The following is a 19,309-nucleotide window of genomic DNA, read 5'->3' as shown; positions in this document are numbered from 1 at the left end:
CGACCTCACTTCAGGGACACGCCCCCAGCCGCCAGACATTACCGCCATCCTCACTGTACAACGCGGTCATGCCCCAGGTGGAGCCGGCCATCGGTTCATCACTACCCTGGGCGAAGTAGTCCGGTGCGTAGTAATTGCCGGTGCTGTAAGCCCGCCCCGCCACCTTGTGGTAGTAGTTGTAAGTGGACTGGGACTGGCACTCGTCGCCCGGCTGCGGCTCCGGGTCACCGCCACCGCCGGATCCGGAACAAGCCTGTAGCGGTCCCGCGCAGCTGGCATCGTCATCCTGCCACTGGCATTGGCCACTGACCATTGCTTCGCTCAGCTTGAACGCCTCCGCGCCGTATTCCAGATAGCAATCGGCGTAATTGGTGTAGTCCAGCCGTCCGGCGCTGATGTGCTGATCCAGGGTCGCCACCTGGCCGGCGTCGATAACGAAGTCGATCTGATCGCTGCTGCTCAGTCCGCCTTCGTCCTCGGCGGTCACCGTGGCGTTCTGGGCGCCGCCCGGCAAGTCACAGGCCCGGGCGCTGTAGCGTACGCCATCGACCTCCGCTGCCCGGGCACCGCTGGCGAAGGCCACCGTCACGCTGGCCAGATCCTGATTATCGTCCACCACCTGGCCACTGATCGTGGCGCATTGCCCGTCCACGCTCACCGCGATGTCACTGAGCACCGGCGCGCTGGGCGGTGGTTCCGGCCCTACCCGCACGGTCCGGATAGCCGGTTCGCTTTCACCACCGTCGTCATCGGCGGCGGTCACCGCCACGGTATACAGGCCGTCCGCCAGCGGATCGCTGGTGGCCTGGAAATAGCCGTCATTGTCGGTGGTGGCGGAAAGGGTGCCGCCGCCATTCACCCCCTCAATGACGATGAGTACGTCACTGACCGTGCCATCCTCGTCACTGGCCTGCCCGCTGACCTGGATTCGGTCCATGCTGACGGTGACTTCCAGTTGGGCCAGGGTTGGCACCCGGTTACGGTCGATCCGCGCATTGTGCCCGGCGAAGAAACCACCGAGATAACGGGCGTAATTGATGCTGGCGCCGCTGACATAGCTGCCGGAGGCGCCTTGACCGCCGGACCAGGAGTGGTCCAGGCCGTGAAACCAGAGCATGGAGACGCGGCCATCCTGCCACAGGAATTCCTCCGCGCTGCCGCCGTCGGCGCTGACCACGGTGCTGCCAGCAATTTCGCTGACACCGTACAGCCCCGCCATGCCTTCCGCGTTTTGCCGGTTGTAGCAGGTGTCCACGGTGGTATCGGCGTCACCATGGGCGATCGAAGCGATCTGAGTGTCGAAGGCGCTTTGATAACCGCCACCGAGATTGCGGCAGCGGCTTTCCACGTCCGCCTGCTCACACACACCAATGGCGCCGCTGGAACTGGTGCCGACACTGGGACCGGCGCTGACCCCGACTCCGGCGAACACATCCGGCGCCAGGCAGGCGGTGGTATTGGCGAAGCTGGCGCCGGACGACAAACCGGCAATGTAAACCTGGTTCGGATCAATGCCGCGAGCGGCATCGCCGGACAGGGTATTGGCCAGGTTGATCAGGTTCTTGTAGTCACCGGCGGAACGGGATTTGCTGCCCTGCCAGTAGGACCAGCAACTGAAACCGGCCTTGTTCATGGCATCCGGTACCGCCACCACCATGCCGTACTCTTCCGCGGCCACTTCCAGATTGGCGGTTTTATAGGCATCGATGGACTGGGTGCAGCCGTGCAGCACGATCAACAGCGCCTTGCCGTTGCCCACTGGCGAGTCGCTGTCCGGGGTATAGAGATGCACCTTGTTGAAGCCGCCCAGCGGCAGATTGTTCTGCCAGGCGCCGGCGCTGGCCAGCGCCGGGGCGGCGGCCGTCAAGCTCAGGAACGCGATCATCAGGGACCGCATGGGTCTACTCGTCATTGTTGTTCTCCTGATTGTCGTTGTTGTTTTTCGGTGGTGTTCGCGGACCGGCGCGCAACACAATGCCCGGCCGCTTTATTCATCATCCGATGAATAAAAACTCATCAAGCGTTGAATATTTGCGCGACGGAGTCAAGACCACGGTGGGAGCGATCAGCCACTGCGTCCTGGCAGCGCTATATCGGCAAGTGCTGAAGGGATGACTACAAGGCCGCTGTGGGAGCTAGCCTGCTGGCGAATTGGCTTCGGAGTTAGGGTATTCGCTTGCAGCGGCCCGCCGCCCGGACAAGCTCCCACAGCGGCTTCGTAGTCCAATCTGTGGGACAGTCGCGGTTCCGTCGGCCTAGTCCTGTTGCCGGCGCTGACTGTCGGCACGGACTTCTTGCAGGCCGGCGTCGCTGATCAGCCCCAGACGATGGGCGTGGCTGGCCATCTCCAGGCTGTTGCGAGCCAGAATCATTTCACAGCCCTGGGCCGATACCTGACGCGCCAGCCGGTGAATCTCACGGTCCCGGGACGGACTCTGATGGACATGGCGAATGTAGATCGCTTTCACCCGCCCCGGATGCTCGGCGACGATCTGTGCGTACACTTCCGGATCGCGCTGGCCGCTGTCACCGATCAGCACGAACGGCAGTTGCTGATACAACGCCATCATGCGCCGGATCAGCAGCGCCTTGTGATCCTTGGCGCGGCGCGGCCAGGGCCGCTGCAGCGTCAGCCCCCATTCACGCAGGAACAGAATCGGGCCATGGGGAATGCGATTGAGGTGAAAGAATTCCGACAGCATTTCATAGATGGTCCAGGGCGCCCGGGACACATACAGCATGGGCCGGCGCCGCTCACCATCGAGGCCCTGAAACAAAGCGCGGTACAAAGCGGAGACGCCGGGGAAGGCGGTGCGATGACGGGCCTTTTCCACGAACAACCGGTACAACATCCACAGCTTGTTGGCGACGCCGGTGAACATCACGGTATCGTCGATATCGCTGACCACCGCCAGATCCACATCCGCGGGCGGAATGTACACTTTCGCGTCCGCGTTGGCCGGCTCGTCATTGTCCCGCTCAGGCAACAGCGTCAGCCGCACGGTCTGCCAGGACGATTCGGCGGGCAGCGTGTCCTGAATCGGCAGACGCACGGTGAAGTAGCCGTCGCCGTCGGTTTTCACTTCCTCCCGGGAGCCCAGAGCACGCACTCGCACCCGGGCTCCACGGATACCCCAGCGCACCGTGCGCCGCCCCACGTTGACCAGATCGTTGAGCGGCCCCTCCGCCAGGTCCAGCCCCAGGCCTGGCTGGCGAAATACACGACCGATGAGAAACAGCTCCTGGCGCGACCCATAACCCCGGTAGCATTGAATTACCCGCTCACCCCGCCCCTCGGCGCGGCGCACCGGGCGGGCAAGAAAACGCAGCAGGTTCCGCAGCCCCCGGTACAAAGTCCGGGGTGAAGGCACAGGCATGGTGTCTCCCAATCACGATCAGTGGGACAAAGAATAGCGAAAGCGGCAACGCTAAACGATGGGCGGCTCCCCCGCCAGGGTCGGGCCGTGTTCGATATCGGAGGTAAACACCTCCAGATTCTGCGCCACTTCCTGCACCTCATCGAAGCGGGCGATGTGATAAAGCGCCTCGCCCTCGTTCACCAATGGCAGATTGTTGCGGCCCACCAGAATGCCGGCACAGGGAGAATGGATCGACACATCCTCGCCGCCGAACGGGCTGGAAATGCGGCCGATCAGTTGGCCTTTCTTCAGCCAGGCGCCGAGCGCCACCAGCGGCAGGAACACACCGTCCCGATCCGCGCGAACCCAACTGGAGGAGCGGGCGATATGAGGTTCCAGCGGCGCCCGGGTCTTGCGCGGGCCGGTCATGCCCAGATGGTGCATGACATTGAGCACGCCCCGCACCCCGGCGCGGATACAGCCTTCCTCGAAACGCAACGCCTCGCCGGCTTCGTAGGTGATCACCGGGATGCCCTGAGCCTCCGCCACTTCCCGCAGAGTGCCCTCACCCAGCACCGAGTTGATCACTACTGGCACACCGAACGCGCTGGCCATCTCGGCGGTGGCGTGATTGGACAGGTCGGCGCGGATCTGCGGCAAATTGGCGCGATGGATGGCGCCGGTATGCAGATCCACCGCGTGGGTGGCGCGATCCAGCACCTGGGTCTTGAACTGCCAGGCCATGCGGGCTCCCAGGCTGCCGGTCTCCGAACCGGGAAAACAGCGATTGAGGTCCCGGCGGTCGGGCAAATAACGGGTTTTGTGAATGAACCCGAACACATTGACCACCGGCACCGCCAGCAAGGTGCCATTAAGACGGCGCAAGGAGGAATGGCGCAGCAGACGGCGGATGATTTCCACGCCGTTGAGTTCATCACCGTGAATCGCCGCGCTCACCATCAGCACCGGCCCGGGGTGACGGCCGTGAATGACATGGATCGGCACGTTCAACGGCGTCTGTGTGTAAAGCTGCGCCAGCGGCAACTCCACCTTGGCGCGAGTCCCCGGCGCCACGGTGATACCGTTCAACTGAAACGGCGCCGCTTTTGGTTCTTTAGGGTTTTTGGGGTTGCTGTTTTTCATCAATTACCCGCACCGGATCAGCCAGTGGTCTTCGCCCTTGGTTTTTGCCTTTCGCTGTTCACTATTCACTATTAACTGTTAACTCTCTTTCATCCCTTCGCCCCCTTGGTCTGGGTGCGGAAAGGCCGCGCATCCTTTTCCAGGAAGCGGATCACCATGCCCGCCACATCCTTGCCGGTGGCCGATTCAATCCCTTCCAGGCCCGGCGAGGAGTTCACTTCCATCACCAGCGGGCCATGATTGGAACGCAGGATGTCCACGCCGGCCACGTTCAATCCCATGATGCGGGCGGCACGAACCGCGGTGGCCCGTTCTTCCGGGGTAATGCGGATCAGGCTGGCGGTGCCGCCACGGTGGAGATTGGAACGGAACTCGCCGGCCTTCGCCTGCCGTTTCATCGCCGCGATCACCTTGCCACCAACCACGAAACAGCGAATATCGGCACCGCCGGCTTCCTTGATGTACTCCTGCACCATCACCGAAACGTTCAGCCCCATGAAGGCCTCGATCACCGATTCCGCCGCCTTCACCGTCTCCGCCAGCACCACGCCGATCCCTTGGGTGCCTTCCAGCATTTTTATCACCAACGGCGCGCCGCCGACCATGCTGATCAGGTCGGGAATATCATCCGGAGAGTGGGCAAACCCGGTCACCGGCAGCCCCACGCCCTTGCGTGACAACAACTGCAGGGAGCGCAGCTTGTCCCGGGAGCGGGAAATGGCCACCGATTCGTTCACCGGGAACACGCCCATCATCTCGAACTGGCGCAGCACCGCGGTACCGTACTGGGTGATGGAGGCACCGATCCGGGGGATCACGGCGTCAAAGCCTTCCAGCACTTCACCTTTGAAATGAATCTCCGGCTTGTGCGAGACCATGCTCATATAACAGCGCAGCGTATCGATGACGTGCATCTCATGACCGGCTTGCCTGCCCGCCTCCAACAGACGGTGCGTGGAATACAAATGCTTGTTACGGGAAAGAATGGCGATTTTCATGGCTGACGCTCATTACCACCGAGTAAGAAAGAAGACCGGGGATCCACCATGATGCGCTTCATGGCGGTGCGTCCCAGCAACATGCGAAATTTCATCGTGTCACGATCCGTGAGGGTCACCTCGATCGGCCACCGTTGCCCACCCATCACCACCTCGGTGACGATCACCGGGCGCCGTTCACGGTGGCCGCCGGAATCCGATACCACCCTGTACTCCAACACCGGCGCTTCGCACTCGCGAACATCGTCGGAATGCTGGAACGGATGAATGAGAAAACGCACCCAATCAGCGCCATCGCGCTGAAAGTGCTCGACACTGAAGGCGTGCAGCGCCGAAGTGCGCGCGCCGGTGTCCACCTTGACCTTGATCGCCTGAATACCCAGCTGCGGCAGACTGGCCCACTCCCGCCAGCCAACGATGGATTTCTTCATCCTGAACCCTCACCACTTCTCTGCGCAGACTACACAGAAGCGCGCGCGACGTCTTCTCAAACGATCGCGGCCCGTGGGCCGCTCCTACAGTTGCTGGTCGATGCCAGTGTAGGAGCGGCCCACGGGCCGCGATCCGCTTTTTACAGGCCGTTGATGACGGCCCGGTTACGACAGTTTGCGACCGTTCTTGGCGGCGATGCGCAAACGCAGGGCATTGAGCTTGATGAAGCCCTCGGCGTCCTTCTGATTGTAAGCGCCGGCATCGTCCTCGAAGGTGGCGATGGAGGCGTCAAACAGGCTGTCGTTGTCGGAACGGCGGCCCACGACGGCCACGTGGCCCTTATACAGTTTGACCCGCACTTCCCCATTGACGTGTTCCTGGGTGGCGTCGATCAGCTTCTGCAGCGCCAGACGTTCCGGGCTCCACCAGTAGCCGTTGTAGAGCAGCTCGGCGTACTTGGGCATCACCGAATCCTTCAGATGCGCGGACTCACGGTCCAGGGTCAGGGATTCGATGGCACGATGAGCCGGCAGCATGATGGTGCCGCCGGGGGTTTCGTAGCAGCCCCGGGACTTCATGCCAACATAGCGGTTTTCAACGATGTCGAGACGGCCAATGCCGTTGTCGCCGCCCAGCTTGTTCAGTTTGGTGAGCACCTCGGCGGGGCTCAGACGCTCGCCGTCAATGGCGACGATATCGCCCTTCTCGTAGGTCAGGGTAACGTAGGTGGGCTGATCCGGGGCGTTTTCCGGGCTCACGCTCCAGCGCCACATGTCTTCCTCGGCTTCCCACCACGGATCTTCCAGATTGCCGCCTTCATAGGAGATGTGCAGCAGGTTGGCGTCCATGGAGTACGGGGATTTCTTCTTCTTGCTGGTGAAATCCACCGGAATCTCGTGGTCCTCGCAGAAGGCCATCAGTTTCTCGCGGGAATTCAGTTCCCATTCCCGCCACGGCGCGATCACCTGGATGCCGGGCTTGAGCGCGTAGGCGCCCAGTTCGAAGCGAACCTGGTCATTGCCCTTGCCGGTGGCACCATGGGATATGGCGTCGGCGCCGGTTTCCTCGGCGATTTCCACCAGACGTTTGGCGATCAGCGGGCGCGCGATGGAGGTGCCCAGCAGATATTCGCCCTCATAGATGGTGTTGGCGCGGAACATCGGGAACACGTAGTCACGCACGAACTCCTCGCGCAGATCCTCGATGTAGATCTCCTTCACGCCCATGGCCTGGGCCTTGGCGCGGGCCGGCTCCACTTCCTCACCCTGGCCGATATCGGCGGTAAAGGTCACCACCTCGCACTGGTAGGTTTCCTGCAACCATTTGACGATCACCGAAGTATCCAGGCCACCGGAATAGGCCAATACCACTTTCTTGATGCCGGACATGCAAAGCTCCACACGATGACTCGCACCGCCGGACGGGCCGACGATGGCAGTGAACGAAAGACCGCGTATTGTACCCGCCCCTATCCGCCGCCGTCACCTGTCCACGCGAGACCGCGCTTTATCGCCGGTTTTGTGTAGAATGGCGCCTCAGCCCGGCTCAGGGCCGGCGGTCTTGTGCGGGGATAGCGGGCCCCGTAGCATGGGCACGCTTTGTACGGAGACCCCATGAGCGAGAAACACCCTTCCCTTGCCTTGCGCTTCCGGGGCTTTTTGCCCGTCGTGGTGGACGTGGAGACCGGCGGCTTCGACGCGCGCCACGACGCCCTGCTGGAAATCGCGGCGGTGCTGCTGGAAATGGACGCCAGTGGCTACCTGCGTCCGGCCACCCGCATCCACTTCCACGTGGACCCGTTTCCTGGCGCCAATATCGAGCAGGCGGCCCTGGATTTCACCGGCATCGACCCGAGCAATCCGTTGCGCGGCGCGGTGGCCGAGGACATCGCGCTGACCGGAATCTTCGACCCGGTACGCAAGGCGGTGAAGCAGAACGGCTGTAATCGGGCGGTGCTGGTGGGGCACAACAGTTTCTTCGACCAGGGGTTCCTCAACGCCGCTTCCGAGCGTAACGACGTCAAACGCAACCCGTTCCACCCGTTTTCCAGCTTCGATACCGCCGCCCTGGCCGGTCTGGTCTATGGCCAGACGGTGCTGGCCAAGGCCTGCGAAGCCGCCGGCATCCGCTTCAGCCAGCGCGAGGCGCATTCGGCCCTGTACGACGCCACCCGCACCGCCGAGCTGTTCTGTTCCATGGTCAACCGCTTCCGCGATCTGGGCGGCTGGCCGCCGCCACCGCCCGCCAAGATGCCGCCGACCCTGGCGCGGGAGTTGGACTGAGGGGAGTCAGACGCCGGACAAAAGTGTTTTGGCGCCTGGAAAGATGTCAACACTCAGTTTAAATCACCGCGGCCCGTGGGCCGCGATGGTTTGAAGCGTCCGGCGTCCGGCCTTCCGCGCTTTACAGCTTGTCCGCGTTCTCCGACAGGTAGGAGGCCACGCCTTCCGGGCTGTCCTTCATGCCCGCGTCGCCTTTCTGCCAGCCGGCGGGACACACTTCGCCGTGCTCTTCGTGGAACTGGATGGCGTCCACCAGACGCACCAACTCGTCGATGTTACGGCCCAGCGGCAGATCGTTGACGATCTGGCTGCGCACCACGCCGTTCTTGTCGATCAGGAAGGCACCGCGGAACGCCATGCCGCCCTCGGACTCGACATCGTAGGCCTGGGCGATCTGGTGATTCATGTCGGCGGCCAGGGTGTATTTCACCGCGCCAATACCGCCGTCGTTCACCGGAGTGTTACGCCAGGCGTTGTGGGTGAAATGGCTGTCGATGGAGACACCGATCACTTCCACGCCGCGCTCCTTGAACGCGTCCATGCGGTGATCCAGAGCGATCAGCTCGGACGGGCAGACGAAGGTGAAGTCCAGCGGGTAGAAGAACACCAGACCATATTTGCCCTTGATCGCCTCGGACAGGGTGAACTCGTCGACGATGCTGCCATCGCCCAATACCGCGGGAACGGTGAAGTCGGGTGCGGGTTTACCTACCAATACGCCCATCTCGTTTTCTCTCCAGTTAAATCACAAGGGAAAACCCGCCGTGAACGGCGGGTATACCGGTGCGTTCTCGTCGCATCGGAAGTTTATTCCGCGTCGCTTTCCGCCGCGGCGCTCTCGATCAGCGTTTGCAGCTGCCCGGAGCGGAACATTTCCATGATGATGTCGCAGCCGCCGACCAGCTCGCCATTAACCCATAATTGCGGATAGGTCGGCCAGTTGGCGTATTCCTTGAGTGACTCACGGATTTCCGGGGCTTCCAGAATGTTTACGTAGGCGAACGGCTTGTTCACCTTGGTCATCGCTTCCACTACCTGGGCGGAGAAGCCGCACTGGGGAAACCGCGGGGTGCCTTTCATGTAGAGCAGCACCGGGTTTTGGGCTATCTGGTCTTTGATGACCTGAAGCACGTCGTCCATAAAAGACTACCTGGCTGGATGGCTGATTGAAGTTACCGGTCAGTGTAGCACTTCCGGCGCCGTGGGCAGAGGGTGGGGACGGAACCGGGCCCTTTCAAGCCCGGCCCCGAGGCCACTCAGAAATGGGCACGAATGCCGAGCGCGGCGGTACGCGGCAGGTTCGGGCGGGCGCCATCCGGGCTGCGGGCGACGATTTTCTGCTCATCGAACAGGTTGTCCACCTTGCCGTAGACCTCCACAGCGCTGGTCAGGTAGTAGGACGCCGTCAGATCCACCACCAATAGATCGTCGGTACGCTCCAGCCCGCTGTCGCAGGCGCCGGTGACGCACATCCCTTCCACGTACCGGGTGGTCAGATAGCCGCCCCACTGGGCCGGCTGCTCCAACCCCACCGTCAGACTGGCCTGGTGCTCCGGCAAGTAAGGCAAGCGATCTCCGCTTTCCACCGCGGCATCGCTGGACTCGGAGGATCGGGTGACCTTGCCGCGGGTGTAGGTGTAAGCCAGCCGCAGCGGCACGGTCAGGCCATTGGCCGCCCGCCAGAGCGTGCTGCCGGCCGCCAGTTCCAGCCCGTATACGCGGGACTCACCGAAGCTCACCGAACCGGAGTCCTGGCTGCCGCCGCCGGCCAGATCGCAAGGATAGGCCAGCGAGCAGTTCTGCAGCGTGTTCTCGTAATCGCTGTAGAAACCGATGACGTCCACGTTCACACGCTCGCCCCAGTAGCGGGCGCCAGCCTCGTAGTTCACGCTTTTTTCCGGGTCGGTGCCATCGGTGGCGGAAGCGCCCGCCGGGGCGAACCCCTGATGCACGCCGGCCAGCAAGGACCACTGATCGCTCAGCAAATAGGTGGCACCCAATCCGGCCAGCACCTCGCTGACATCATTGCTGTCGCGCCGGCTCACGGTATCGCGCCCCGGATCACCGTAGCGGCGGGCTTTGGACTGGATATCCTCATAACGCAGCGAGCCGGTCAGAATCAACTTGCCGATATAAATCTTGTCCACCAGCCAGGCCGACCAGGCATCGGCCTCCTCCACCCGGTTATCACCACCGGTGGGCGCCACGTAGCCGCTGGGCACCAGCACGCCATTGGTCTGCGAGAACACCTCCACCGGCTGATAACGATCCACCTCGTCCTGATGGAAACGCGCGCCCACCACCATCTCATGCTCCAGAGCGGCGGTGGTGAAGGCGTGGGCCAGCTCGCTCTGGACCCCCTTGGCGGTGTATTCCCGGTTATTGTGTTTGACCGTCACATCGGAGACGTCCTGGCTGCCGTCCAGGATCGCCCGGGCATCGGCGTCACCGCCGTTGGCGTCATCGATCAGACCGCCCAGGCCGCGGCCACCGGCACCACTGACCTTGAACCAGTCACGCTGAAACTCATTGCGGTAAATCACCGACTCCAGCTGGGTGCGGTCGCCGAGCACCAGATGGTGGCGCAGGGCGATGCCATCATGATCGTTGTCCATCTGATCCAGGGCGCTGAGTCCGTAGCGCCGGTTGGGGTCGTCGTGAAAATCGCCATCGCTGAGGCCCAGGTAGGTTTCGTTGGAGACTTCACTGGAATGGGACAGCTTGAGTTCCAGCGCCTGCCGCAGCGACGCCTCCGCCGGGCTGGTCCAGCGCAGCTTGGCGATATAGTCGCGCTTGTCGAAACCGGTATCGCGATCAGAGCGATCCACATCCTTGAACCCGTCACTGCTTTGCTGATGGGTTTCCAGCAGGAAGCCCCATTGCCCATGCGTGGCGCCATACCAGGCATGGCCACGCTGGTGACCGTTTTCACCGGTTTCCAGTTGCACCATGCCGGCCGGCGAGTCGGGAATCGGCGTGGACAGGAAGTTGATCGCCCCGCCGACGGTAAAGGGGCCGTAGCGCAGAGTGTCCGGCCCTTTCAGCACCTCGATGCCGTGAAAGCGGCCGGCACTGGGAAAATAATACGCCGCCGGGGCCGCGTAGGGTGCCGGTGCCATCAGCACACCATCCTCCATCAGCGACACCCGTTCGGAACGGCCGCTGGCGGCCCCGCGAATACCGATATTCGGGCGCAAGCCGTAGCCGTCCTCCTCCTGCAGGTAAACGCCGGGCGCATCCTGCAGCATGCGATGTACGTCCGTGTACTCTTTCTTTTCCAGATCCTCATTGCTCAATACGTAGGCGGAGCCCGACAGACTGAAAGCGTCGGCGGAGGAGCCGATGATGTCCACCGCCGGCAGCCGGTGGGACTCGGTTTCGGCAAGCACCAGGGCCGGCGTTAGCGCCGCGCCCCAGAAAAGAGTACGAATTTGCATATTATCGTTCCCGCAACTTTGTCAGCTTTGTAAAGAAGCAGGAAGATTAATGAAAACAATTCGTATTTACAGCGAAGTCACTTTACCTTTTGTGACTCTCTTGTTACCGCCGTCCCTGGTGACCTTTCTCCGGGCCATAGCCACCGCCGCCGGGAGAGGCCAGCAACAGCCGGTCTCCGGATTTGGCGTGAGCGCTGACCTTGGTCGGCAGCAACTCGCCGTTGAGCCGGTTCTCCCCTGCCGCCCCGGCGCCGCCACCGGCCAGCCCCCAGGGCCGATGGTGGCGGCGTTCAGTGAGCAGGGTGAAACGGGCCGGTGCCAGGAATTCCAGTTCCCGCTCGATGCCATCGCCGCCAGGGTGATGGCCTTCGCCACCGCTGCCGCGGCGCAGCCGGTACCGCCAGACGCGCAGCGGATAGTGCTCTTCCAGGCTTTCGATGGGCGTATTCAGGGTATTGGTCATATGGCTGTGCACCGCCGACAGCCCCGGCCCCAAGGCATGACCGCCGGTGCCGCCGGCCATGGTCTCGTAATAATCCCAGGGCCGTTCGCCGCCCTCGCCCATGGCCAGGTTGTTCATGGTGCCCTGGCTGGCTGCGGGGATTGCTTCAGGCTCCGCCTGGGCCAGCGCCCCCAGCACCACGTCAACGATACGGGAGCTGGTTTCCACATTGCCGGCGGCCACCGCGCCGGGGCGGCGGGCGTTGACCAGACTGCCCTCGGGCGCTTCCAGGGTGATCGGACGGAACAGCCCGGCGCAGGACGGCGCGTCGTCAGGCAACAGGCAGCGGAAACAGTAATAAGCCGCGGCCGCCGCCACCGACAGCGGGCAATTGATGTTGCCGTCGACCTGGCCGGCGCTGTCACTGAAGTCCAGATGGGCCCGCTCGCCGTCCACCGTCAACGTCACGGCAATGGCGATATCGCGATGGCCCTGGCCATCGTCATCCATCCAGTCGCGGAAGCGATAAGCGCCGTCACGCAGCGCCGCCAGGCGCTGACGCATACGCCGCTCGCCATAGCGGTTCAGCGCGCCCATCGCCGCCGCCACCCACTCCGCGCCCCGCTCCCCGGTCAGTTCCGCCAAACGATGGGCGCCGGCCAGACAGCTGCTGGCCTGGGCGGCGAAGTCGGCGAACCGGGGCACATCCACTGGCAGCGGCCCCGGACCGTCCAGCCCGGCCAGTCGCCGGCATAGCGGCACCTGCCATTCACCGCGCCGCTTCAGCCACTGCGGCGCGATCACCAGACCTTCTTCTTCCAGCGTCCGGGACACCGGCATGGATCCCGGCGAGTGGGCGCCGATGTTGGCGTGATGAGCACGGGTAACGGCGAAACCGATGAGTTCACCGGCCACCAGCACCGGCGCCACCACGGTGACGTCCGGCAAATGGGTGCCGCCCAGGTAAGGGTCGTTGACCACCAGCAGGTCGCCGGCGGCCCAGTCCCGCTGCCCCACCAGATCGGCCATGGCGTAGGCCATGGAACCCAGATGCACTGGTATATGGGCGGCCTGGGCGCAGAGCTGGCCGGCGGCGTCGAACAGCGCGCAGGACAGATCCAGGCGATCCTTGATGTTCGGTGACAGCGCGCTGGCCCGCAGCAGCGCCCCCATCTCGTCACAGATGCCGGACAGGCGGTTGGCGAAGATACTCAATTGTACGGGGTTCATGGACATTGTCGGGTCGGCGGAGAGTGAACAGGCAGTATGCCATAGGCCGAGCGCCCCAGGGCCCGCGCGTTGCGCCGCCCTTCAAGCGTGAGTATTATCGTTGGTCCACTGGCAGCCTCGGCTGCCGTTTTTATTTTCACGGACCCTAATATCATGAGCGAGCAGTTCCTGATCCCCACCTACGCGCGGCAGCCCATCGCTTTCGTTCGCGGCCAGGGGGTATGGTTGTACGATGAACAAGGCAAGGCGTATCTGGACGCGGTGTCCGGTGTCGCCGTGTGTAATCTCGGTCACTGCCATCCGGCGGTGGTCCAGGCGCTTCGTGAGCAGAGCGAACGCCTGATGCACACCTCCAACCTGTATCGTATTCCCGTTCAGGAACGACTGGCCGAGCGACTGTGCCAGCTGTCCGGCATGGACAAGGTGTTCTTCGGCAATTCCGGCGCCGAGGCCAACGAGGCCGCGATCAAGCTGGCGCGGCTGCATGGCCGCCGCCGCGGCGTGGAAAAGCCGGTGGTACTGGTGATGGAAGGCAGTTTCCATGGCCGCACCATGGCGACGCTGTCCGCCACCGCCAACCAGAAAGTCCAGGAAGGCTTTGGACCGCTGCTGGAAGGCTTCCGCCGTTTGCCTTACGACAACCTCGATGCGGTCCACCAAGCCGCCGATGACAATGTCGTGGCGGTGCTGGTGGAACCGGTCCAGGGCGAAGGCGGCGTCAACGCGGCCAGCCCCGGCTATCTGCAAAAGCTGCGCGAACTCTGCGATCAGCGCGGCTGGCTGTTGATGCTGGACGAGATTCAGACCGGCAACGGCCGCACCGGCACCTACTTCGCCTGCCAGGCGGAGCAGGTCCGCCCCGACGTGCTGACCACCGCCAAGGGACTGGGCAACGGCTTCCCGATTGGCGCCTGCCTGGTCAGTGGCGCGGCCAGCGATCTGTTCGGACCCGGCAATCACGGCAGCACTTTCGGCGGCAACCCACTGGGCTGCGCGGTGGCGCTGGCGGTCATCGATACGCTGCAGGACGGCGTGCTGGAGCAGGTCGCCGACAAGGGCGAGGCTCTGCGCGCGCAACTGCGCGAGGCGCTGTCCGGTGTGTCCCTGGTCCAGGAGGTCCGCGGCCGGGGCATGATGGTGGGCATTCAACTGGATCGTCCCTGCGGCGAACTGGTGGATCGGGCCCGCGAAGCCGGGCTGTTGATCAATGTCACCGCCGGCTCGGTGATCCGGCTGCTGCCGCCGTTGATTATCAGCGACGCGGAGCGCGATCAACTGGTCCACACCCTGAGCACTGTGATCCACCGCTATGCCGATGAGCAGGAGGCCTCATGACCCGCCACTTTCTGACTTTGCTGGACCTGACCCCGGAAGAACTGGGCTACCTGATCCAACGGGCGGTGGAGTTGAAAACCATGCAGCGCACCGGCCAGTTCCATGAGCCGATGCGCGGCAAAACCCTGGGCATGATCTTTGAAAAGTCGTCCACCCGTACCCGGGTGTCCTTCGAAGTGGCCATGACCCAGTTCGGCGGCGCCAGTATTTTCCTGTCTTCCCGCGACACCCAGTTGGGCCGTGGCGAGCCGGTGGAGGATTCCGCCCGGGTGCTCTCGCGCATGGTGGACGCGGTGATGATCCGTACTTTTGATCACCGCACCGTGGAAACCTTCGCGCAACATTCCCGGGTACCGGTGATCAATGCCCTCACCGACGATTTTCACCCCTGCCAGTTGCTGGCCGACATGCAGACCTACGTGGAGCATCGGGGCGAGATCAAGGGCCGCAAGGTGGTCTGGGTCGGCGACGGCAACAACATGTGTAACAGCTACATCAATGCCGCCCGCCAGTTCGATTTCCAACTGGTGGTGGCCTGCCCGGAAGGCTTTGAACCCGACGCCGCCCTGATGGCGGACAACGCCGGGCGGGTGTCGGTGGTGCGCGACCCGCGCGAAGCGGTGGCCGGCGCTCATCTGGTCACCACCGATGTCTGGGCCTCCATGGGTCAGGAGCAGGAACAGCAGGAGCGGGCCCGGCATTTCGCCCCTTATCAGGTAACCCCGGCGCTGATGGACCTGGCCGACGAGCAGGCGCTGTTCATGCATTGCCTGCCCGCCCACCGTGGCGAGGAAATCAGCCACGACATGCTCGACGACCCGCGCTCCGTGGTCTGGGACGAAGCGGAAAACCGCCTGCACGCGCAGAAGGCGCTGTTGGAATTCCTGCTCCACGGCCAGCACTGACAATATCGCGGCCCATGTCCCAGCCTCTGCTGACCGTTACCGATCTGGCCTGCCAGTACGGTGACTACCGCGCCGTGAACGGCGTCAGTTTCACCCTGGAGGAAGGGCGGATCGCCTGTCTGCTGGGGCCCAGCGGCTGCGGCAAGACCACCACCCTGAGAGCGGTGGCCGGGCTGGAACCGATCCAGGCCGGCCACATCCATATCGGCGGCGAGGAAGTGGCCCGCCCCGGCTATCAACTGGCGCCGGAACGCCGGCGGCTCGGTATGGTGTTTCAGGAACACGCCCTGTTCCCCCATTTGACCGTGGCCGAGAACGTGGCTTTCGCACTGCGCCGGGAGACAGCGGAGCAACGCCGCGAACGGGTCGCCCAGTGCCTGCGCCGGGTACGTCTGGAAGGGCTGGATCAGCGCTATCCCCACGAATTGTCCGGCGGCCAGCAACAGCGGGTGGCCCTTGCCCGCTCCCTGGCGCCGCGCCCGCGCTTACTGTTACTGGATGAACCCTTCGCCAGCCTCGACCTGGATTTGCGCCGGGCCCTGGCCGAGGAGATGGGTGATATTCTGCGTCAGGAGCAGGTGGCGGCACTGATGGTCACTCACGATCAGGAAGAGGCGTTTCTGCTCGCCGACCAGGTCGGCGTCATGCGGGCCGGGACCCTGGCCCAGTGGGACAGTCCCCATCGCATCTATCACGCGCCGAGCAGCCGTTTCGTGGCGGAGTTCGCCGGCTACGGCACCTTCCTGCGCGGCACCGTCACCGCCGCGGGCGCGGTTGGCACCGTGCTGGGGGAACTGCGTGACGGCCCCCTGCCCTGGCCGGCCGGCACCGAGGTGGATGTATTATTGCGGCCGGATGACCTGTTGCCGGATCCCCAGGGCACGCCCCTGACCGTGGAGAAGAGCCTGTTCACCGGTCCCACGGTTCTGCACCGGTTACGTCTGCCGGACGGCGGCACCTTGTTGTGTCAGACCAGCGGCCGGGAACCACCAGCACGCCCCGGCGAAACCCTGTCGGTGACCATGGCGCCCACCACCCTGGTGGCCTTCCCGCTTCAGGACGAAGACTAGCACTGGACGCCCAGGAAGATCGCGGTCCGTGAACCACGGCTGTCCCATAATTGCAGGAGAGTCCGACGCTCTGGCTTGTGAATTCCCGCAATGCCCTATCGGCAGGTGCCGGGAACACGAATTCAGAGAGGGCGCCGAAGCCGCTGTGGGAGCTTGCCCGCAAGCGAATGCCCAATACCGGAGGCCGTATTCGCCAGCAGGCTGGCTCCCACAGCGGCTAAAGAACCACGACTGCTTTGTTTCGCTGTTAACTGTCCACTATTAACTGTCAACTCGACTGCGGCCTCATAGCAAGGCCATGGCCACGATTAGCGTGTTGGCGTAAGCATGTTGCACGCCGCGCCTACCCCGTCCGCACCTGATTGCGGCCATGGCTCTTGGCCAGGTAAAGCCCGTGATCGGCGCGGGCCAGCAAGGCTTCCACGGTTTCCCCCGGCTGATAACCGGCGACCCCGGCGGACAGTGTCACCGTGGCCGGCCCGCCCATATGGTCGAAACCGGCGTTGGCCCACTGCTGGCGCAGGCGTTCCACCACGCGCAAGGCACCGGCCTCGTTACTTTGCGGCAGCACCATCAGGAACTCCTCGCCGCCGAGCCGCGCCAGGTAATCGCCTTCGCGTAATAGAGCGGCGGCGTGGTCGGCAAAGGCGCGCAGCACCTGGTCGCCCCATTGATGGCCGTAACGGTCGTTGATCGCCTTGAAGTGGTCCATGTCCAGGTAACACACGGCGAACGGATAATGATGGCGGTCCGCCAGACTCTTCTGATAGTCCAGCACCTCCACGATATGACGGCGGTTGAACAGCCCGGTCAGATCGTCGCGGATCGCCAGCTCCCGGCTTTGCCGCACCATTCTGGCTAGCTCCCGGTTGTGCCGGCCAAGGGTCCGGCGCAACGCGTTGACGCCGCCCCCGGTAATGGTGAAGCAAGCGCTCACCGCCACGAAAGCCAGCCACTGCAGCAGCGCCGACGCCAGCTCCAGTTGCGCATCCCGGTGCTGATACAGGCCGAGCAACGCCAACCCGTAAGCCGCGCTGACCACCACCGACAACAAACCCAGAGCTCTTGGCTCCAACCGGAACGACAGCAGCAACAGCAGCGGGAAATACAGCAACATCACGGCGAGGCGGCCGTCCGTGGTGTGTACCGCCGTCAGCAGCAGCATGGCGGCCAGTACGATCCCGGCCGGAAACGACAGCGTCGGTTCCTGCCAGGCCCGGGTCAGACCGCGCTCGATCATGGCCAGGTAGGGCAGCATCAGACTCCATAGCAAAACCAGCGCCCACGCCAGTACTTCCCCGTCGACACGGTTGTGCCCCAGTTTCCACAGCACCGCCGCCATCGCCGAATAAAACAATGCCACCGCCACCACCGAGCGGCCGTGCACCCGCAGCAGGCGGCGCTCGTTCACTGTCAGGCGCCCCAGCGGCTGCCAGTCCGGCTTCATCACGCATCCTCCAGCAAGCGGTCACGGCCGGCCTGCTTGGCCTGATACAGCAGCCGGTCGGCGCGAGCCAGCACCTGCTCCGCCTCTTCCCCGGCACCGGCCAGGGCAAGGCCAGCGGAGGCGGTCACGCTCAAGTCCGGCTGGCCCTCGAAGCCCTCTTCACGCAGTTCCGCCAGTATCCGCTCCACCAGCTCCCGTGCCTGCTGCCGGTGGCTGACCGGCAGAATCAGAAGGAACTCCTCGCCCCCCATCCGCGCCGCCAGGGCCGGCGGTTGCAGATGGCGACGCAGCAAATCGGCGAAACGGATCAGAACACGGTCGCCAGTCAGGTGCCCATATCGGTCATTGATGGTTTTGAAATGATCCAGATCGACGAACACCACCGCCAGCAGATAGGCTCCCCGGCGGGCCTGACCACAGGCCTTGGTCAGCAACTCCATGGCGTGGCGGCGACCGTACAGGCCGGTCAGCTCATCGCGGATCGCCAGATCACGGACCTGCCGTGCCATTTGCTGCAAGGTTTCGTTACGGCCGTCGATGCGGCGGCGAATGCCGACGATCTCCAGCGCCAGCAACATCATCAGCACCACCGCCAGGGTGAACAGCAGCCAGTGCTGCCACTCCACCATGGCGTTGAAGGCATACCGCGCACTACTTTGCAGTTCCAGCAACACCAGCGCGTAACCACCCACACCGAGCAGTGCCAGGCGCAGCAATTGCCAGCGGCCGACGCGGAACACCCCGATTTGCAGCACGGCGAGAAAAAACACCATGACCAGCAGGCGATGGTCACTGAGGAACAAGGCGCTGACCAGCAACGCCACCGTGCTCCATACCAGCACCGGCTCGGTAAAACGGCCGACATCGCCCCCGTTGCGAAGGGTCAGGCAGGCCAGGCTCCAGACCACCAGATGGCCGAACCAGAGCGCCAGGAAGGTGAGGAAAAAAGCCTCTGGGGACAATGCGAAAAAGCCCCATTGCAACGCCAGCCAGCACACCAGAGTGTGAGCGCCGGCGCCCAGCAGCGCCGCCAGGGACAGCCGCTGAAATTCCTGTTTGTCATATCCCCGCGAGATTCTTTGCTGCATGCGCCGGGTCCCCGAATGATGGCAGGCGGGGGCCTATGCACCACACGCCGAACGCTGTTCCGGAGCCGGATCCGGGTTTGCCGGCGGCGCGCAAGGGCGGTATCGGCAACAGGCATCAGGCTATTTTCCTAGAGCAGCCCG

Annotated in this window: 16 protein-coding genes; 4 read left to right on the top strand and 12 right to left on the bottom strand. The window is 63.7% G+C overall.

What is annotated here, in order from left to right; translation table 11 throughout:
- Window positions 1–10: 10 nt before the first annotated feature.
- The 6 genes from CRO06_RS04360 to CRO06_RS04335 all read right to left on the bottom strand — a co-directional run bounded on the left by CRO06_RS04360 (window position 11) and on the right by CRO06_RS04335 (window position 7,320).
- On the bottom strand, window positions 11–1,912 hold the full coding sequence (locus tag CRO06_RS04360; RefSeq protein ID WP_244902768.1) for an extracellular catalytic domain type 1 short-chain-length polyhydroxyalkanoate depolymerase: 1,902 nt from the start codon (window positions 1,910–1,912) through the stop codon (window positions 11–13).
- 343 nt (window positions 1,913–2,255) lie between these two features.
- The gene (locus CRO06_RS04355; protein WP_022995684.1) at window positions 2,256–3,377 is read right to left on the bottom strand and encodes an App1 family protein phosphatidate phosphatase; all 1,122 of its coding nucleotides are present in this window, start codon (window positions 3,375–3,377) and stop codon (window positions 2,256–2,258) included.
- Window positions 3,378–3,428: 51 nt separating this feature from the next.
- Window positions 3,429–4,502, bottom strand: a complete 1,074-nt coding sequence (locus CRO06_RS04350) for a succinylglutamate desuccinylase/aspartoacylase family protein (protein ID WP_022995683.1) — start codon at window positions 4,500–4,502, stop codon at window positions 3,429–3,431.
- Between the two features lie 89 nt (window positions 4,503–4,591).
- On the bottom strand, window positions 4,592–5,500 hold the full coding sequence (gene rimK, locus CRO06_RS04345) for a 30S ribosomal protein S6--L-glutamate ligase (RefSeq protein WP_022995682.1): 909 nt from the start codon (window positions 5,498–5,500) through the stop codon (window positions 4,592–4,594).
- Window positions 5,497–5,931 carry an ATP-dependent zinc protease family protein gene (locus CRO06_RS04340; RefSeq protein ID WP_022995681.1) on the bottom strand — a complete coding sequence of 145 codons (435 nt, stop codon included), beginning with the start codon at window positions 5,929–5,931 and terminating at the stop codon, window positions 5,497–5,499. Before CRO06_RS04340 ends, rimK begins: the two co-directional genes overlap by 4 nt.
- Before the next feature lie 165 nt (window positions 5,932–6,096).
- Complete coding sequence (locus tag CRO06_RS04335; protein WP_022995761.1) at window positions 6,097–7,320, bottom strand: argininosuccinate synthase; 1,224 nt, start codon at window positions 7,318–7,320, stop codon at window positions 6,097–6,099.
- Window positions 7,321–7,545: 225 nt separating this feature from the next.
- On the opposite strand from CRO06_RS04335, the gene rnt reads away from it, so the two are divergent.
- Complete coding sequence (gene rnt, locus CRO06_RS04330) at window positions 7,546–8,214, top strand: ribonuclease T (protein WP_022995760.1); 669 nt, start codon at window positions 7,546–7,548, stop codon at window positions 8,212–8,214.
- 121 nt (window positions 8,215–8,335) lie between these two features.
- Here rnt and CRO06_RS04325 read toward each other — a convergent pair whose 3' ends face one another.
- From CRO06_RS04325 to CRO06_RS04310, 4 genes are all read right to left on the bottom strand, one after another.
- Window positions 8,336–8,938 carry a peroxiredoxin gene (locus CRO06_RS04325; protein WP_022995757.1) on the bottom strand — a complete coding sequence of 201 codons (603 nt, stop codon included), beginning with the start codon at window positions 8,936–8,938 and terminating at the stop codon, window positions 8,336–8,338.
- Between the two features lie 83 nt (window positions 8,939–9,021).
- Entirely contained in the window at window positions 9,022–9,354 is a 333-nt protein-coding gene (gene grxD, locus CRO06_RS04320) for a Grx4 family monothiol glutaredoxin (protein WP_097057807.1), read from the bottom strand.
- A 116-nt stretch (window positions 9,355–9,470) separates the two neighbouring features.
- Entirely contained in the window at window positions 9,471–11,651 is a 2,181-nt protein-coding gene (locus CRO06_RS04315; protein ID WP_097057806.1) for a TonB-dependent receptor family protein, read from the bottom strand.
- Window positions 11,652–11,754: 103 nt separating this feature from the next.
- A complete protein-coding gene (locus CRO06_RS04310) occupies window positions 11,755–13,323 on the bottom strand; it encodes a hydantoinase B/oxoprolinase family protein (protein WP_097057805.1) in 1,569 nt (522 codons plus the stop codon).
- Between the two features lie 153 nt (window positions 13,324–13,476).
- Here CRO06_RS04310 and CRO06_RS04305 point away from each other — a divergent pair, with 153 nt between their 5' ends.
- From CRO06_RS04305 to CRO06_RS04295, 3 genes are read left to right on the top strand one after another with little or no spacing between them, the layout of a single operon-like run.
- Window positions 13,477–14,658: an acetylornithine transaminase gene (locus CRO06_RS04305; RefSeq protein WP_022995753.1), complete on the top strand. Its 1,182-nt coding sequence runs from the start codon at window positions 13,477–13,479 to the stop codon at window positions 14,656–14,658.
- Window positions 14,655–15,563 carry an ornithine carbamoyltransferase gene (gene argF / locus CRO06_RS04300; protein ID WP_022995752.1) on the top strand — a complete coding sequence of 303 codons (909 nt, stop codon included), beginning with the start codon at window positions 14,655–14,657 and terminating at the stop codon, window positions 15,561–15,563. Before CRO06_RS04305 ends, argF begins: the two co-directional genes overlap by 4 nt.
- Before the next feature lie 14 nt (window positions 15,564–15,577).
- Window positions 15,578–16,633 carry an ABC transporter ATP-binding protein gene (locus tag CRO06_RS04295; RefSeq protein ID WP_055098879.1) on the top strand — a complete coding sequence of 352 codons (1,056 nt, stop codon included), beginning with the start codon at window positions 15,578–15,580 and terminating at the stop codon, window positions 16,631–16,633.
- Window positions 16,634–16,976: 343 nt separating this feature from the next.
- Here the strand turns inward: CRO06_RS04295 and CRO06_RS04290 are convergent, their stop codons facing one another.
- Together CRO06_RS04290 and CRO06_RS04285 are read right to left on the bottom strand one after the other, a co-directional pair.
- Window positions 16,977–18,080 carry a GGDEF domain-containing protein gene (locus CRO06_RS04290; protein ID WP_022995750.1) on the bottom strand — a complete coding sequence of 368 codons (1,104 nt, stop codon included), beginning with the start codon at window positions 18,078–18,080 and terminating at the stop codon, window positions 16,977–16,979.
- A complete protein-coding gene (locus CRO06_RS04285) occupies window positions 18,080–19,168 on the bottom strand; it encodes a GGDEF domain-containing protein (protein WP_097057804.1) in 1,089 nt (362 codons plus the stop codon). Before CRO06_RS04285 ends, CRO06_RS04290 begins: the two co-directional genes overlap by 1 nt.
- Window positions 19,169–19,309 lie beyond the last annotated feature (141 nt).

It is taken from the genome of Alloalcanivorax xenomutans (assembly GCF_900217905.1).
Taxonomy (GTDB): Bacteria; Pseudomonadota; Gammaproteobacteria; order Pseudomonadales; family Alcanivoracaceae; genus Alloalcanivorax; species Alloalcanivorax xenomutans.
This window is presented reverse-complemented; position numbering and strand designations above follow the sequence as displayed.

Bases quoted from the DNA above. Each gene is read 5' to 3' on its own strand.
- CRO06_RS04355 (WP_022995684.1), bottom strand. From the start codon at position 3,377: ATGCCTGTGCCTTCACCCCGGACTTTGTACCGGGGGCTGCGGAACCTG.
- rnt (WP_022995760.1), top strand. From the start codon at position 7,546: ATGAGCGAGAAACACCCTTCCCTTGCCTTGCGCTTCCGGGGCTTTTTG.
- CRO06_RS04325 (WP_022995757.1), bottom strand. From the start codon at position 8,938: ATGGGCGTATTGGTAGGTAAACCCGCACCCGACTTCACCGTTCCCGCG.
- CRO06_RS04310 (WP_097057805.1), bottom strand. From the start codon at position 13,323: ATGAACCCCGTACAATTGAGTATCTTCGCCAACCGCCTGTCCGGCATC.
- argF (WP_022995752.1), top strand. From the start codon at position 14,655: ATGACCCGCCACTTTCTGACTTTGCTGGACCTGACCCCGGAAGAACTG.
- CRO06_RS04290 (WP_022995750.1), bottom strand. From the start codon at position 18,080: ATGAAGCCGGACTGGCAGCCGCTGGGGCGCCTGACAGTGAACGAGCGC.
- CRO06_RS04360 (WP_244902768.1), bottom strand. From the start codon at position 1,912: ATGACGAGTAGACCCATGCGGTCCCTGATGATCGCGTTCCTGAGCTTG.
- grxD (WP_097057807.1), bottom strand. From the start codon at position 9,354: ATGGACGACGTGCTTCAGGTCATCAAAGACCAGATAGCCCAAAACCCG.
- CRO06_RS04295 (WP_055098879.1), top strand. From the start codon at position 15,578: ATGTCCCAGCCTCTGCTGACCGTTACCGATCTGGCCTGCCAGTACGGT.
- CRO06_RS04350 (WP_022995683.1), bottom strand. From the start codon at position 4,502: ATGAAAAACAGCAACCCCAAAAACCCTAAAGAACCAAAAGCGGCGCCG.
- CRO06_RS04315 (WP_097057806.1), bottom strand. From the start codon at position 11,651: ATGCAAATTCGTACTCTTTTCTGGGGCGCGGCGCTAACGCCGGCCCTG.
- CRO06_RS04340 (WP_022995681.1), bottom strand. From the start codon at position 5,931: ATGAAGAAATCCATCGTTGGCTGGCGGGAGTGGGCCAGTCTGCCGCAG.
- rimK (WP_022995682.1), bottom strand. From the start codon at position 5,500: ATGAAAATCGCCATTCTTTCCCGTAACAAGCATTTGTATTCCACGCAC.
- CRO06_RS04335 (WP_022995761.1), bottom strand. From the start codon at position 7,320: ATGTCCGGCATCAAGAAAGTGGTATTGGCCTATTCCGGTGGCCTGGAT.
- CRO06_RS04305 (WP_022995753.1), top strand. From the start codon at position 13,477: ATGAGCGAGCAGTTCCTGATCCCCACCTACGCGCGGCAGCCCATCGCT.
- CRO06_RS04285 (WP_097057804.1), bottom strand. From the start codon at position 19,168: ATGCAGCAAAGAATCTCGCGGGGATATGACAAACAGGAATTTCAGCGG.